General features: G+C 41.3%; 19 protein-coding genes and 1 tRNA gene. 14 read left to right on the top strand and 6 right to left on the bottom strand.

All coding sequences use genetic code 11. The features are described from left to right. Positions 1–3 precede the first annotated feature (3 nt). The 6 genes from LS71_RS00420 to ribE form a co-directional block, all read right to left on the bottom strand. Positions 4–321, bottom strand: coding sequence for a thioredoxin family protein (locus LS71_RS00420; protein WP_034352586.1), 318 nt, complete (start codon positions 319–321; stop codon positions 4–6). 173 nt (positions 322–494) lie between these two features. Continuing rightward, positions 495–570 (bottom strand) — tRNA-Phe (locus LS71_RS00415). A 41-nt stretch (positions 571–611) separates the two neighbouring features. Next, on the bottom strand, positions 612–1661 hold the full coding sequence (locus LS71_RS00410) for a hypothetical protein (RefSeq protein ID WP_034352588.1): 1050 nt from the start codon (positions 1659–1661) through the stop codon (positions 612–614). Then, positions 1654–2805 carry an ABC transporter permease gene (locus LS71_RS00405; protein ID WP_138109772.1) on the bottom strand — a complete coding sequence of 384 codons (1152 nt, stop codon included), beginning with the start codon at positions 2803–2805 and terminating at the stop codon, positions 1654–1656. The genes LS71_RS00410 and LS71_RS00405 overlap by 8 nt, the downstream gene beginning before the upstream one ends. Then, complete coding sequence (locus LS71_RS00400; RefSeq protein ID WP_034352595.1) at positions 2802–3083, bottom strand: EscU/YscU/HrcU family type III secretion system export apparatus switch protein; 282 nt, start codon at positions 3081–3083, stop codon at positions 2802–2804. Before LS71_RS00400 ends, LS71_RS00405 begins: the two co-directional genes overlap by 4 nt. Positions 3084–3110: 27 nt before the next feature. Next, entirely contained in the window at positions 3111–3752 is a 642-nt protein-coding gene (gene ribE, locus LS71_RS00395) for a riboflavin synthase (RefSeq protein WP_034352598.1), read from the bottom strand. A 112-nt stretch (positions 3753–3864) separates the two neighbouring features. Between ribE and LS71_RS00390 the strand changes: the two genes are divergently transcribed. From LS71_RS00390 to coaBC, 14 genes are all read left to right on the top strand, one after another. Beyond that, positions 3865–4635, top strand: a complete 771-nt coding sequence (locus LS71_RS00390) for a TatD family hydrolase (RefSeq protein ID WP_034352718.1) — start codon at positions 3865–3867, stop codon at positions 4633–4635. 55 nt (positions 4636–4690) lie between these two features. Further along, positions 4691–5857: a lytic transglycosylase domain-containing protein gene (locus tag LS71_RS00385; RefSeq protein WP_081946222.1), complete on the top strand. Its 1167-nt coding sequence runs from the start codon at positions 4691–4693 to the stop codon at positions 5855–5857. A 35-nt stretch (positions 5858–5892) separates the two neighbouring features. Beyond that, entirely contained in the window at positions 5893–6792 is a 900-nt protein-coding gene (locus LS71_RS00380) for a septal ring lytic transglycosylase RlpA family protein (protein ID WP_238700252.1), read from the top strand. Between the two features lie 41 nt (positions 6793–6833). Continuing rightward, positions 6834–7421: an imidazoleglycerol-phosphate dehydratase HisB gene (gene hisB / locus LS71_RS00375; RefSeq protein WP_034352727.1), complete on the top strand. Its 588-nt coding sequence runs from the start codon at positions 6834–6836 to the stop codon at positions 7419–7421. Then, a complete protein-coding gene (locus tag LS71_RS00370; protein ID WP_034352601.1) occupies positions 7418–7912 on the top strand; it encodes a KdsC family phosphatase in 495 nt (164 codons plus the stop codon). The genes hisB and LS71_RS00370 overlap by 4 nt, the downstream gene beginning before the upstream one ends. After that, a complete protein-coding gene (locus LS71_RS00365) occupies positions 7893–8426 on the top strand; it encodes a hypothetical protein (protein WP_034352603.1) in 534 nt (177 codons plus the stop codon). The genes LS71_RS00370 and LS71_RS00365 overlap by 20 nt, the downstream gene beginning before the upstream one ends. After that, positions 8426–8902 (top strand): lipopolysaccharide transport periplasmic protein LptA, encoded by a 477-nt coding sequence (gene lptA / locus LS71_RS00360; RefSeq protein WP_034352605.1) that lies wholly within the window; start codon positions 8426–8428, stop codon positions 8900–8902. The genes LS71_RS00365 and lptA overlap by 1 nt, the downstream gene beginning before the upstream one ends. A gap of 5 nt (positions 8903–8907) precedes the next feature. After that, positions 8908–9543 (top strand): ribosome biogenesis GTP-binding protein YihA/YsxC, encoded by a 636-nt coding sequence (gene yihA, locus LS71_RS00355; protein WP_034352607.1) that lies wholly within the window; start codon positions 8908–8910, stop codon positions 9541–9543. Continuing rightward, entirely contained in the window at positions 9531–10001 is a 471-nt protein-coding gene (locus LS71_RS00350) for an N-acetyltransferase (protein WP_034352610.1), read from the top strand. The genes yihA and LS71_RS00350 overlap by 13 nt, the downstream gene beginning before the upstream one ends. Further along, positions 9965–10417: a hypothetical protein gene (locus LS71_RS00345; protein WP_034352612.1), complete on the top strand. Its 453-nt coding sequence runs from the start codon at positions 9965–9967 to the stop codon at positions 10415–10417. Before LS71_RS00350 ends, LS71_RS00345 begins: the two co-directional genes overlap by 37 nt. Next, complete coding sequence (gene mrdA / locus LS71_RS00340) at positions 10414–12201, top strand: penicillin-binding protein 2 (RefSeq protein ID WP_034352614.1); 1788 nt, start codon at positions 10414–10416, stop codon at positions 12199–12201. Before LS71_RS00345 ends, mrdA begins: the two co-directional genes overlap by 4 nt. 24 nt (positions 12202–12225) lie before the next feature. Next, positions 12226–13215 (top strand): UDP-N-acetylglucosamine 4,6-dehydratase (inverting), encoded by a 990-nt coding sequence (gene pseB, locus LS71_RS00335; RefSeq protein WP_034352730.1) that lies wholly within the window; start codon positions 12226–12228, stop codon positions 13213–13215. A 75-nt stretch (positions 13216–13290) separates the two neighbouring features. After that, the gene (locus LS71_RS00330; RefSeq protein WP_034352616.1) at positions 13291–13782 is read left to right on the top strand and encodes a ferritin; all 492 of its coding nucleotides are present in this window, start codon (positions 13291–13293) and stop codon (positions 13780–13782) included. A 58-nt stretch (positions 13783–13840) separates the two neighbouring features. Then, entirely contained in the window at positions 13841–15130 is a 1290-nt protein-coding gene (gene coaBC / locus LS71_RS00325; RefSeq protein ID WP_034352618.1) for a bifunctional phosphopantothenoylcysteine decarboxylase/phosphopantothenate--cysteine ligase CoaBC, read from the top strand.

The following is a 15130-nucleotide window of genomic DNA, read 5'->3' as shown; positions in this document are numbered from 1 at the left end:
GTGTTAGCTAATGAGTGCATTAAAGGCTGCTCTAATGCTATCTATAGAGCGCGGCTCAATCAAGCGCTCGCCCACCTCTTTGGCATTTTTGTAAAATATAAGCGTGGGGATTTTGCGGATATTTAGTTCATTTTTAAGGGTAGATTCTGTATCAAAGCTTATTTTATAAATGCTCACTTTCCCAGCAAATTCTTTGTCTAATATCTCAAGCATAGGTTCAATATGCCTGCAGTCAGGACACCAAGACGCGCTAAAATCCACCACGCAACACCCCTGCTTAATCACCTCATAGAATCTAGTGCTATTAATATTTTCTATCATATACGCTCCTTAGGATAAAGTATGAAAGCATAGTGCATAAATCTAACGCGAGGTAAATTTGTGAGGTGATTTAGATTCTATAATTTCCACGCTATTGAGCTTAAGCTTTAGCTAATCTATCAACTTGTTTTTTGAGGTTGGATTCTATAAATTTAAGTTGAGGAGTTAAAGAATGGTGGCTCGAGGCGGAATCGAACCACCGACACGGAGATTTTCAGTCTCCTGCTCTACCGACTGAGCTATCGAGCCACAAAAGAGGCGCATTATACCTTAATACTTTAAATTCTTGCTTAAAACCTCCACATAAGCGACACATCGCTTTGAATATTTAACTCATAGTAGGAGAGCATATAGCCTATATTCGTGCGCGCGATGAGATGAAAGTGCTTAAAGCGCAAAATCCCAAAGCTTAGCTCGCTAAATATCCCATTGCTCACGCCATCGCTATCATATACAATGTTGCCATTGGCTAGCACGCCAACGCTATTGCCAGAAATATTAAAATCGCTCAAAGCCCCCATATTTAATCCTAACTCAAGCCATTTTGTATCCCATATGTGCTTTAGCCCAAAAATAGCATTCATACCCCCATCAATGCGACGATGAAAGTTACTGCGCGCGGCGCGATTAGGGAAAAATACATAGCTTTCCACGCGCAAGTATGGGATTAGCGTATAAAGCCCATTTATAAAGCCATAGCCATATTCAGCATTGAGCATAAGCGAATGTTCATCAAACTCGCTCACACCTCTTATGCTGCTCGCACTGCTTTGTCCTTTTAATCCTGTGGAGTAGCCAAAGTCAAAGCTTAGAGCATGATAGCCTTTGTGCGTTTGATTAAACAGCATATCAAGTGTGGCAAATGTGCCTAAAATAGAGCTTTTATCCCGCGTAGATTCTATAGAATCTACACCCATTAAGCCCATATTGCTATTTGAAATATTATAAGGAGCGTTGCGCGGGCGTAAGGAGGCATTGGCAACATTAAAATTATAGCTTAGCACGATGTCGCTTTTTGGGGTATTAAGCAAAATAGTGTTGTATTCTAGCGCTAGCCCATGGAGAGTTATATCAAAATGTTTGTGGCGCATATAGCCATTAAGATAATGCAGCGATAGGCTAGAAGTGCTAGCATTTTGCTTAGCAGATTCTGTATCTGCTTGCGCGGAGGGAGGTAATATAGAATCTAGATTTAAAAAATCTAAAAACTCTTCAATGTCCATATAATCATCATCTCTCCCAAATGCCTCATCATACAAGGGTATAATAATATCCGCGCCAAAAGCAAAGTTTGCAGTAAAAATAAGGGGTGAGAGCCTTAAAAAAAGCGATTTAATCAATATGCTCCCTTTTTCTATACACGATAATCCCAAAAGCAAGAAATAGCACAAAAGGCAATATCTCGCACATCGTGCGCGCCACGCTTGCAAAGTCTAAGCCATAGTTTGCCACCTGCACATACAGCTTTAAATAGTGGCTAATGGGCAAAATACTATGCCAAAAGCTTGCAAAAGCTCCCATTGAATTTACCGGAAAGGTTAAACCTGCAAAGGCAAAGCTAGGCGCGCAGTAAATTGCAGCCGCAGAAAGCGCACGCGTATGGTCTCTTAGCACCGCATAGGCAAACACTCCCACCCCACCATAGGCAAGCAGTGTTAAAAACATACCGCAATACAGCGTAGCATAGCTTCCTCGACATTCAAAGCCAAGTGAGGCAAAAAACATCATCATCACCGCCCACCACAGCGAAAAGATTGCCACATACGCAAATACTTTGGTTAGAATATACACTCGCGCACCCACCTCTGGCATTTGAGACTTTTTGCCTTTGATAAAGCCTACATCTTGCTCATCACGCGCTAGCGCATTAATCACGCAAGTAATCATAAGCATAATAAGTGAGCAGGGCAGAATGCCTGTAAGCAAAAACTGCAAGTAGCTATTATTGATATTATAAAGCGGCGTGATTTGGCTAAGAATGGGCGAGCTTTTAGCAATGGCGGCATTGAGATTGTAGGTATGAATGAGATTTTTAGCAAGCTTTGCTTTGACATTGCTTGTGAGGATTAGCTGCTTAAATGAAGCCTCAATAGCTTTTGCAATAAGGATTAGCTGTGCGTTGTAGTAGATAGGAATTTCAGTTATTACGCCCTTTTTGCTATGCATTTCAAGCCCTTTAGGAAAGACTACTACAGCATAAATTTTGACACTGCTTATATCTGCTTTAGCCTGCTCTAAGCTCTCATAGTTTCGCGATACACTAAGGGCAGGTATGGCATCAAGATTCTGTGCTAGCTCCCTGCTCAATGGGCTTTTGTCTAAATCCACGATACCAATAGGCATATTCCGCACAAAACTTTGGTTAAAAACTCCCCACATAAACAGCCCAATAAGCAAAGGCGCGAGCGTGCAAAGGAAAAGTGAAAATCTATCATTTATAAATCCATTAAGCTCACGCTTAAAAAAATGTATAAAATTTTTCATACATCTATATCCTTGCTTAATTGCGCGTTTTTTTCACATTTTAAAAGCCATACAAATACTTCTACAACGGCATTATACATATCTGGCGGGATTTGAGAATCTAAGGGCAAAGAAAGCAGCGAATCCACAAGCAAGGCATTGCAAAAAAGCGGCACATCAAATTCTTGCGCTTTTGCGATAATGCGCAATGCTAGCTCATCTCTGCCCTTTGCCACGACCCGCGGGGCATTGTCATTTTGTGCATTATAGGCGAGTGCCACAGCTTTTTTATTTGTCATCATAATCCCTTATAGAATCTAGAGCCTTTAAAATCCTAGTGAAATGCTATCAATCTCCCGCCAAGTAAGGCTTGCATCATTTGTAATACCTCGCGTATCAAGGATATGCTTAAGCGTGCTTACCACACTGCGCGTGATAATATCTGTCTCAATATTTACGCGCCGCCCTACTTTAAAGTCCCCAAAAAGCGTGTGTTGCAAGGTATGCGGGATAAGTGTGAGCTTAAAGGCATTGTGCGTAGATTCTGTAATAGTTAGACTTATGCCCTCCACGCATATTGAGCCTTTAGGCACGATAAAAGATAGAATCTGGCTGCTAGATTCTATCCAAAAATCACTCGAATGCGCATAATGCTTGATACCACTCACGCGCCCTACGCCATCAATATGCCCCTGCACGATATGCCCATCAAGCCTATCGCCCACCTGTAGCGCTGGCTCTAAATGCACATGCTGCCCTTGTGCGTAGTTTTCAAGCGCGATAGTTTGCTGCGTGTGTTTGCTTAGCTCCATTGCTATGCCACCTTTAAAAAAATCTATGGCTGTGAGGCATGCGCCATTGATGGCAATAGAATCTCCGATACGCGCTTTGTGTGTGGTTATAACTGCAAGGGTATTGCGCGAAAAGCTTTTTACTTGCGCGATTTCTCGAACCAATCCGCTAAACATTTAAAAATCCTTAAATTTTATAAAGATAATTATGATAGAATCTTGCCTTTTATTTTAACATAAATCAGCATAACATAAAGGATTTTTGCACGCGATGAGCCACTTTGATTATATGATAGACACGCATTGCCATCTTGATAGTGAGCAATTTGACAATGATTTACAAAGTGTCATCGCGCGTGCCAAAGCTAGCAATGTGCGTAAAGTCATTATCCCCGGTGCGGATATTACCACACTGCCCAAAGCTCGGCGCATAGCTAGTGAGTATGCGCATATATATTTTGCTGCGGGCATTCACCCCACTGATATTAATGGCTTTGATAAGACAAAAATTATAGAATCTGCGCAGGATAAAAAATGCGTGGCTATCGGCGAGTGCGGCTTAGATTATTACTATTTGCCAAAAGAAGGCACGCAAGCAGAAATTGAGCATATAAAACAGGCACAAAAAGAGGCGTTTATAGCCCAAATTGAGCTATCTATAGCTTTAAAAAAGCCTTTAATTGTGCATATTAGGGAGGCAAGCGCTGATGCGTTTGATATTTTGCAAAACTATCCACAAGCTTATGGCGTGCTACATTGCTATAACGCCGATAGAATCTTGCTCAATTTGCAGGAGCGGTTTTACTATGGCATTGGCGGTGTATGCACTTTTAAAAACGCGCGGCGACTTATTGAGGTGCTGCCACTTATCCCAAAGGAACGCATTGTGCTTGAAACAGACGCGCCCTATCTTACGCCTCACCCTCATCGAGGCACACGCAATGAGCCGCACTATATTCCACTTATTATGCAAAAAATCGCGCAAGTGCTAGAGACTAGCGAGGCAGATATTATAGAATCTAGCACGCGCAATGCTTTAGAACTCTTTGGAGCATTATAAATGCGTGGGGAATGTATGGGGTCAATAAAGTGGCGTAGGATTCTAAGGAGGAGAGATGCTTAAAACACTTTGGAATACAAGCCTTTGGAGCATAAGTAGGGGAAGCTTTTATAAGCGGGCATACAAACATTGTCTTGCGTGGATTTTTCTTAGCTTTTGCGCACTAGTGGCGGTGGCGGAGGATAATGACTTTTATCCTATGACTTATAATGCTTATACTAATAATGTGCTTAACTCATTTGGCGTGCGTGCGAGCTTTATCACCGCTATTGCCGATAATGCAAAAGCACAGAGAATCCAAGATAAATGGCAGTATTTCGCCCAACGCTTTGAGCATAGCTATGAGTTTATCCCCACGCTTAAAAATATGATTGCAAAGGAGCAAATCCCACAAGAATTCCTCTTTCTTGCTATGGCAGAATCTGAATTTAATGCGAGCGCTAAAAGTAAGGCAAAAGCCATAGGGATTTGGCAGATTATGCCTGCTACGGCGCGGGGATTGGGGCTAGAGATTAGTGATTATATCGATGAGCGCAAAGACCCTATTAAAAGCACAGAGGCGGCTATAAAATATTTAAAATACTTATATGAATCTACAGGCGAGTGGTATCTGGCTGCGATGGCGTATAATTGTGGGCTAGGGCGATTAAAAAGAGGTATTGAGGAGGCTGGCGGAGATAAAAGCATAGAGACGCTCTTAGATGATGAAGCGCAATATATCCCGGCTGAAACGCGCAATTACATACGCACGATTTTGGCTATGAGCTTGCTTTTTAATGATGTGGATTTTTTAAAATCACAAAATATGGACTATTTGCTTAATCGTGGCGCGACAGATAGCATTGCAAGCGTGAGTGTCAAAGGAGGCATTTCTCTAAGTAGCATTGCAAAGAGTGCGAAAATCTCTTTAAGTGAATTGCAAAAATACAATCGCCATTTCACGCGCTCTATTTTGCCTCCGGGGAATAAGCGCTACAATGTGTATTTGCCCTATGATAAACTGCGCACTTTTAAGCAAAATTTTGATGAGAGCAAACAAAAGCAATCAGTATTTATCACGCATATTGTGCAAAAAGGTGAGAATCTAGGCTCTATTGCGCGCGCTTATAAGACTTCAGTCAAAGAGCTGCAGGCGGTAAATAATATTAAAGGCTCGCGTATTGTGGCTAATCAAAAGCTTACTATTCCTATTATGAAGGCTAAACTTGCCGATAGACGATAGTGGGCGATAATATTGCTAAAGGAGTATGAAAGCATATGAAAGCATATATGAGATTTTGTGTATTTGCTCTATGTTGTGGTGTTTTGGGCGCGTTTTTAGGCTGTGCGGAGAAAAGCACGCCATGGGGGCAAGAGAGCGGCACAAAGGCGAAAGGCTTTAATGATAGTTTTGATGATTTAGATGCGTTTAATCAAGGTATTACGCCAAATATTGGTGGCACATCAATGAGAGAATCTCCTGCCATACAAGAAGCCACTATGCGCCCTTATCAAGTGGCAGGCAAGTGGTATTATCCTGAAAAAGTGAGTCTTGGAGATAAGTTTGATGGCTATGCGAGTTGGTATGGACCTGATTTTCATGCAAAGCAAACTTCAAATGGCGAAACTTACAATATGTATGCCCACACAGCTGCGCATAAGACTTTCCCTATGAATACAGTCGTAAAAGTGCTCAATGTCGAAAATGGCAAAAGCACCATTGTGCGCATAAATGATAGAGGTCCATTTGTGGAGGGACGCATTATTGATTTAAGCAATGCCGCCGCGCAAGATATTGATATGGTAAAAGTTGGCACGGCTAAAGTGCGACTAGAAGTGATTGGCTTTGGCGGGGTGATTAATAAAGAAAGCAATGTGCAAAATGTGCAGAGTGATGATATTATCGGCGGTGAATTTAAAGTAGATAATACGCCAAAATCTGTAAGCGGAGGGGATTTTGCTATTCAAGTGGGTGCATTTAGGCGCAGTGAGGGTGCGCGCATAACGCAAGAGCGATATTCACATATGCCGCCATATCAAAGTGTAATGAAAGAATTTGAGCTTGATGGCGCGCCTATTTATCGTGTGTTTTTGCGAGGATTTAAAAGCGAGCAAGAGGCACGCGATTTTTTAAAGAAAAATACGCAGATTCAGGGGGGATTTTTTATCCGTGATTAGAATCTAGGACAACTAAAGGAGCGATAATGCACAATGCAGATGTGATAGAGCTTACACGCAAAACCAAAGAGACAGATATTGCGCTTTCACTTTCAATCTATGGCAGTGGCAATGCGCATATACAAAGCGGGGTTGGATTTTTTAATCATATGCTAGAAGCACTCACTAAGCATTCGCTTATGGATTTAAATTTGCAATGCAAGGGTGATACGCACATTGATGGACATCATAGCGTAGAGGATTGTGGCATACTCTTAGGGCAGGCATTAGCTCAAGGGATTTATCCGGTGCAGGGCATTGAGCGATTTGGCAATGCAAGTGTAGTAATGGACGAAGCATGCGCAGAGTGTGATATTGATGTGAGTAATCGGGCATTTTTAGTCTTTGATACGCATGCGTATAAATTGCCCTTTAAGGGTATGGTAGGGGAGCTTGATGTGGAGCTTGTGGAGGAGTTTTTCCGTGCGCTAAGCTTTAATGCGCACTTAAGCGTGCATATTGTGCTAAAAAGGGGTAAAAATTTGCATCACATTATTGAGGCGATGTTTAAGGCTTTTGGCGTGAGTTTGCGCCGCGCGCTGACTTTAAATCCTAGAATCCTCACTCCATCGACAAAAGGTGTATTATGATTAAGCTTTTAGTATTTGATGTAGATGGCACATTAAGCGATGGCAAGGTGTATTACACGCAAAGTGGGGAGGAGATAAAGAGCTTTGATATACGCGATGGGTTAGCTATTAGCGTGTGGAATCGTTATCTAGCGCGTCCAAGTGCTATTATCACGGGCAGAGATTCTCAAATCGTGCGCAAACGCGCTGCTGAAGTGGGTATAGAACATATTTTTATGGGTGTGGAAAATAAGGCAGAAGTGCTAAGAAATCTATTAGCACAACTTAATCTTGCAGATTCTGAAGTGGCGTGCATAGGCGATGATTTGAATGACTTAGGTATGTTTAGAATCTGCAAAAAAGCCTATATGCCAAGTAATGGCGCAAAGGCTTTAAAAAAATATGCCTATAAGATTCTCAAATCGCGCGGCGGAGATGGCGCTGTGCGCGAAATGATAGAAGATGTGCTAAAACTCAATGGAGACAAAAAGCTTGAAAAATATTTCTTATAGAATCTACGCATTTTTTATAGCACTACTTGTTGCAAGTTTAGCCAGCATTGTATTTTTCACGCAAGAAAATGCCACACACAAGGCTATTGGCAAAGAAGTACCAAATATTGAAATATCAAATTTCACACTTTATATGCTTGATACGCAGTATTGTCGGGCGATTTCGGAGGGGGTTAGGGCGTTGCGATTTGAAAACCATGAGGAAATTTATGACATTTTTGTTAATCAAATCAATAATAAGCTCAATGAATACATTTACGCGCCCTTTGTGTTAAGCAAAAATGGACTTTATACCTTTTCTCAAGGGGCAAATTACTTGCGCATTGATGGATTAAGCTTTTGGAGTAAATGGGGAGTGTATGACTATCAAAGTCGTAGTTTTAAAGGCAGAGGGGATTTTGTCTTTGCTAATGAAAATACGCAAGCCACAGGGCAAAATATTTATTATGATACGCTTAAAGGCGATATGCGCGCAGATTCTGTAATCGCAGATATGGCAATGGGGGGCAAGTAATGCGCAAAATATGCTTGATATTATGGCTATGTGTAGGTGCTTTGGGAGTAGAAGAAAAGCTTGAAGTGAGTGCAAAAAGCTTCCAAAGTGATTTAAAAAAGGGCGTTACAGAGCTTAATGGTGAAGTGGTGGTGGTTAAGGGCGGGGATAAACTATGGGCAGATAAGGTCATTATCCAAACAGATAAAAAAAATCAGCCGCAAAAATACACCGCCATAGGCAATGTGAGATTTCACACCAAAATGCCCGACAAAGAAATGAAAGGCAAGGCAGCAAAGGCTATTTATGATGCGCTTAAAGATGAGTATCAGCTCATTGATAATGCCATTATCGAGGAAGTAGGCAAGCAAAATACCATTAAAGGCAATATTATTGTGTTTAATCCAAAAACTCAAGAGGCTTTCATTAAAGGCTCTAACCAAAAGCCGGGCATGATTACTTTCATTATGGAATCTAAAGACAAAACCAGTGAGTAAAGCATATGATACAAGTGGTGCAATCTCATTTTCTAAGCAGCGCGAGCAGCATTTTTAATGCCCCGCCGCCTGTAGATTCTGAAATTGTCTTTTTAGGGCGCAGTAATGTAGGTAAAAGCACGCTTATTAACGCACTCTTAAATAAGCCATTGGCTAAAAGCTCCTCTACTCCGGGCAAAACACAGCTTATTAATTTTTTCTATTCGCTTTGGACTTTAGATAAGCAGCCCTTACCCCTTACTTTGATTGATTTGCCCGGCTTTGGGTATGCAAAGGTAAGCAAGACTTTGCAAAAGCAATGGCAAAAACATCTTATGGATTTTTTGCTCGCGCGCGGCTCTATTAAATTATTCTTGCATTTGCTTGATGCGCGCCATACGCAAATGGAGATTGATATATCTGTGGGACAAATGCTTGAGCGTATCTGCCATAATGACCAATATATTTTGAGAATCTACACTAAAGCCGATAAGCTTAAGCAAAGCGAGCTAAACGCGCTTAAAGGGCATTTAGCACAAGATAAGGCGCATAGGGCTTATATTTTTAGCGCGACAAAAACTCATCATAAAATGACTTCTATCACGCAGCTGCGCGAGGGTATTGCGCAGTATGTGTTAGGATTAAGCACATGGAATTTGTAATCACAAAGCCCACATTAGCTGATATTGAGCAAATGCGCGCCATTGTTAGCATTGAGGTAAAAAATGGTGTGATTTTAGAGCGTAGCGAAGATGAGATGGCAAATGCTATCCGCTCTTATCATTTAGCGCGCTATAAGCAAAGTGGGGAGATAGCGGGATTTTGCGCTTTGTATGTATATTCTAAAGATTTAGCCGAAGTGCGCTCGCTGGTAGTCAAAAAGGAGTTTAGGGGCTTTGGGCTAGGGAGTAAATTAGTGCAGAGCGCGTGCGAGGAGGGCAGGCATTTAGGCTTGAAAGAGATTTTAGTGCTTACCTATGAGGCTAATTTATTCCAAAGGCTAGGTTTTGTTATAATAGAGAAATCACTTTTACCAAATCAAAAAATATGGGCGGATTGTATCAAATGCAAACATTTTCCAATATGCGACGAAGTGGCGCTTATAAACAAACTCTGCTAGCTTTAGCGCTTTTTCTTGCGCTATGTGTTTATGAGAGTGCAGCAGGTATGCTGCTGTGGCTGCCCCCACTCATTGGCGTGTGTCTTAGTTTATTTATGCGCTTTGATAAGGAGGATAATTTTTATGGATTTTTAGCCATACTGGCGGGTATGGCGCTTATTGAAGCAGAGAATGGGCTGCCTATGGGTATGATTTTAGGCTTATTCTTAGTGCTATATGTGCTTATTATCCCACGCATACAGGCTGTGCTAAATACTCCACGCATCGCTAGGGCAACTTATGTAAGCTTAGCATATGTGGGCTTTTATCTATTATCTTGTGTGCTAGATTCTATGTTGGGGAGCAATATCACGCCTAGTGTGTGGATAATGCTTTATTATATGATAATTGAAATATTAGTAGCGATGTTTATATGAGCCTGCGTTATAGAATCTTAATTTTGTTTTTTGTGCTAGTGTGGCTTATTATTAGCATACGCCTTTTTGTGGTGAATGTCATAAACCACGAATATTATGAAAAGCTCGCAGAGAAAAATGCGCTAAAAACCCAAGTGCTTGTGCCAATGCGCGGGCTTATTCTCGATAGAAATAATGAGCCTTTAGCCATTAATGAAATAGGATTTTCCATTTCGCTTATGCCAAAAATACGCAGTAAGCAAGTAATAGAATCTGAAATTACGCGCATTGTCTCTTTTTTGCCTGAACTTGATAAAGATAATCTCCTTGCCATTTATACAAAAAATAATCACGCCTATAATCATGTGCCTGTGGAGCTTGTGCCGTTTGTGCCTTATGCGCAAATGCTAAGTATTTATGCGTATTTGAAGCGCTCTCCGTATGTAATTGTAGCGGCAAATACGAAAAGATTTTATCCCAATGAAAGCGCGGCATCGCATGTGATTGGCTATGTGGCAAAGGCAAATAATAAAGATATTGAAAAAAATCCGCTTTCACAATTTAGCAAAGTCATTGGCAAAGAGGGCATAGAAAAGACCTACAATAACTACTTGCAGGGTGAGGCTGGATATAGAAAATCTCAAATTAACTCTTTGTATAAAGAAATTAAACTCCTGCAAGAAGATAATGTCTCAAAGCGCAATGATTTGCGGCTTTCATTAGATTTAAAATTACAAGAAAGCATTGATGCGGAGTTTATTAATCGCTCTGGGGCTGTGATTGTTATGAATGTGCATAATGGCGAGATTTTAGCTGCGGGGAGCTATCCGGAGTATAATATTAACTATTTTGTAGATGGCATAAGCCGTAAAAACTGGCAAGAATTAACGCAAAATGTGCATAAACCGCTTATTAATAAGCTTGTCTATGGGCGCTATCCACCCGGCTCTGTGATTAAAATGGGTATGGTGCTAGCTTTTTTAGAGTTTGCCAACATTAGTGAATACACCACTATCCAAACGCCTCCTTTTATTGAGTTTGGCAATCGCAAATTCCGCGATTGGAAAGCTTCTGGGCATGGGAGTTCGGACGCTATTAAAGCCATTAGAGAATCTGTTGATGTGTATTTTTATATTCTCTCCCAACGCACGGGTATTGAAAATATCGCTAGCGTATTGCGCCAAATGGGTATAGGTGAGCCAACAGGCGTTGATATACCAAATGAGGTGAGCGGCATATTACCCACACCTGAATGGAAATTGCGGCGATATGGTGAGCAGTGGTATGGAGGGGATACGATTACTACTTCTATCGGGCAGGGGTATTTTCTCTCCACACCTATGCAAATTGCGCGCTACACAGCTCTTATCGCTTCTGGTAAGCTTGTAACACCGCATTTTGCTAAGGATTTTAATGGCAAGCCTGCGGATTTTCCTACAAAAGATGTGCTGAATGATTTGCAAAAGTCAAAACTTGAAGTTCTGCGCAAGGGTATGTATCAAGTCTGCTCTATTCCGGGAGGGACGGCGTATTTTCGCACACAAGGCACAAGAGTAAGCCTAGCGTGCAAAACAGGCACAGCTCAAGTGGTGGGTATCCCTCAAGATGTGCAGAAGCGTATTAAAGAATCTGAAATGGAGTATTTTCATCGCTCACACGCATGGATTACAGCATTTTTACCTTATGAAAATCCGCAATATGCCGTTACTATTTTAGTAGAGCATGGCGGTGGCGGTGGAGTAGCAGGAGGACCTATACTTGTAACAATTGCTAATAAGCTTAAAGACTTAGGCTATGTTAAATAAAATAAAGGAGCATATATGTCGCATTTGGTAGATTCTAAAACGATTTTGGTTACAGGCGGCACGGGGAGCTTTGGCAAGAAGTTTGTCGAGCGTGTTTTAAAGCAGCATAATCCTAAAAAAATCATCATTTACAGCCGCGATGAACTTAAGCAATATGAGATGGCACAAGTCTTTAAGGATAAACGAATGCGCTATTTTATCGGCGATGTGAGGGATAAAAGCCGCCTTGAGGTTGCGCTAAATGGGGTAGATATTTGCATTCATGCCGCAGCGCTCAAGCATGTGCCCATTGCAGAATATAATCCTATGGAGTGTATAAAGACTAATATCGATGGCGCAAGCAATGTAATAAGCGCGTGTTTAAGCAATAATGTCAAACACATTATCGCGCTAAGCACGGACAAAGCAGCCAATCCCATTAATCTCTATGGCGCGACAAAGCTATGCAGCGATAAGCTTTTTGTAACAGCAAATAATATTAAGGGGAGCAAAGATTCTAAATTTAGTGTAGTGCGCTATGGCAATGTCGTGGGTTCGCGCGGCTCGGTCATTCCATTTTTTCAAAAGCTTATAGAGCAGGGCGCAAAAGAGCTACCTATCACTGATGAGCGTATGAGCAGGTTTTTTATCACTTTAGAATCTGGTGTAGATTTTGTGCTAGAAAATCTTGAGCGAATGCATGGCGGAGAGATTTTTATCCCTAAAATCCCAAGTGTGAAAATCACGCAGCTAGCCACTGCACTAGCCCCAAACCTGCCGCATAAAATCATTGGCATACGCCCGGGTGAGAAATTACACGAAGTGATGGTGCCGCGAGATGATTCTCATTTATGTGTAGAATTTGAAAAGTTTTATATCATTATGCCAACTATCAATTTCCAAACGCCTGTTAATTATCATAAAACTCTTAAAAATGAGTATGGTAAAGATGTTGAATCAGGCTTTGAATATAGCAGCCAGACGAATTCTTGGTGGCTTAGTAATGATGATATTCTCAAAATAATACAAAAATGATAAAATTTTAAGGATAATTTTAGGAAATAGAATCTACAATTCCGTCGTTTTTAAATTCTCATTAAAGGACGGAAAATGATTTCAAAAGAAGTTGTAAAAATGCTCAACGAGCAAGTGGCAAAAGAAATGTATGCAGCAAATCTCTATTTGAGTATGAGCTCTTGGTGCTATGAAAATAGCTTTGATGGTGCGGGGTTATTTTTGTTCCAACACGCAGGTGAAGAGAGCGACCACGCAAAACGTTTAATCACTTATCTTAATGAAACAGATTCTAAAGTGAGCATTGGGCAAGTGGCAGCACCTGAAACAAAGTTTAAAGGATTGCTTGATGTGTTTGAAAAAACTTACGCGCACGAGCTAAAAATCACGCAATCTATTAATGATTTAGTGGATTTCACATTGCAAAGCAAGGATTATGCGACATTTAATTTTTTGCAATGGTATGTCAAAGAGCAGCATGAAGAGGAGGCTTTATTCCGCGGCATAGTGGATAAAATTAGGCTTATTGGCTCTAATGGCAATGACCTCTACCACGCTGATAGATTTATTAAAGACCAAGTGAAATAACCTCAAAATAAGCTCCCTTATGCTAGATTACAGAATCTAGATTCTATAAGGGAGAGCAATGCGGCCTATTTTTACCCATCAAAAAATCCTAATCCTCATAAGCGGCTCAATCGCTGCATATAAAATACTTGATTGCATCTCCCAGCTTAGAAAGTATGGCGCACATATTAAGGTGGTGATGAGTAGTGAGGCTTGCAAATTTGTCCAACCCTTAAGCTTTGAAGCCCTAAGCGGCAATGTCGTTTTATGCGAGCATAATCAATCATGGAGCAATGATGTTAATCATATTGGCTATGCAAAATGGGCAGATGTGGTGCTTGTCGCTCCTGCTAGCGCTAATACGATTGCTAAAATTGCCATAGGTGCGGCTGATAATGTCCTGCTCGCCACACTTTTAGCTAGTCAAGCTAAAAAAATCATCGCTCCAGCTATGAATACTACCATGCTCTATGCTCCCCAAACACAGGAAAATCTGCATAAGCTTGCGGGTTTAGGATATGAGATTATCCCTCCTCGCGCAGGGTTACTTGCTTGTGGTGATGAGGGTGAGGGCGCGCTTGCAAATGTGCAGGAGATAATATTTAGGCTAGGCAGAATCTTACATACTAAAACGCGCTCGCTTTGGCACAATAGAGCCGTGATTGTTACAGGTGGTGGCTCAAAAGAGAGCATAGATTGCGTGCGCTACATTTCTAACTACAGCAGCGGCAAGCAGGCAAGCTATCTTGCTATCGCGCTCTATATGCTAGGCGCTCAAGTAAAGCTCATCGCAAGCAGTGCATTAGAGCTGCCTTTAGGGGTGGAATATGTGCAGGTGCAAAGTGTGCAAGACTATGCACGCGCCACAAACGAAGCACTAAATGTGCGCCTAGATTCTATAAATGCCAAAAATGCAGATTCTAAAACCTCTAAAACGCGCCCAAAAGCATCTCATAGCCTAGATAAAGCACATAAACATATTGTGTTTATGGCAGCGGCATTAGCAGATTATGCGCCTAGATTCTATAATGGCAAGCTAAAAAAGCAGCAAGTGGGCGATGTATTAAAACTACAATGCTTCAAAACACCAGATGTGCTAGATTCTATCCCTGCGCATAGTGCTTTTAAAATTGGCTTTAAGGCTGAAAGCGATGAGGCAAGTGCGCAAGATTACGCGCGCGATATGCTAGCAAAAAAGCATTGTGATATGGTGTGCTTAAATGTCATTGGCGCGGATAATCCCTTTGGCAGCGAGGAAAATCACATACAAATTATCACACAAAATAACATTCAAGCAGTGAGCGGCTCAAAATTTGATGTGAGTTTAGCCATTGCTAGCGCGTTTGAAAGATTCTATGATGAGCTTTAA

Source organism: Helicobacter jaachi (genome assembly GCF_000763135.2).
Lineage (GTDB): Bacteria > Campylobacterota > Campylobacteria > Campylobacterales > Helicobacteraceae > Helicobacter_C > Helicobacter_C jaachi.
Note: the sequence above shows the minus strand (reverse complement) of the source record. Positions and strands in the feature narration are given on the sequence as shown.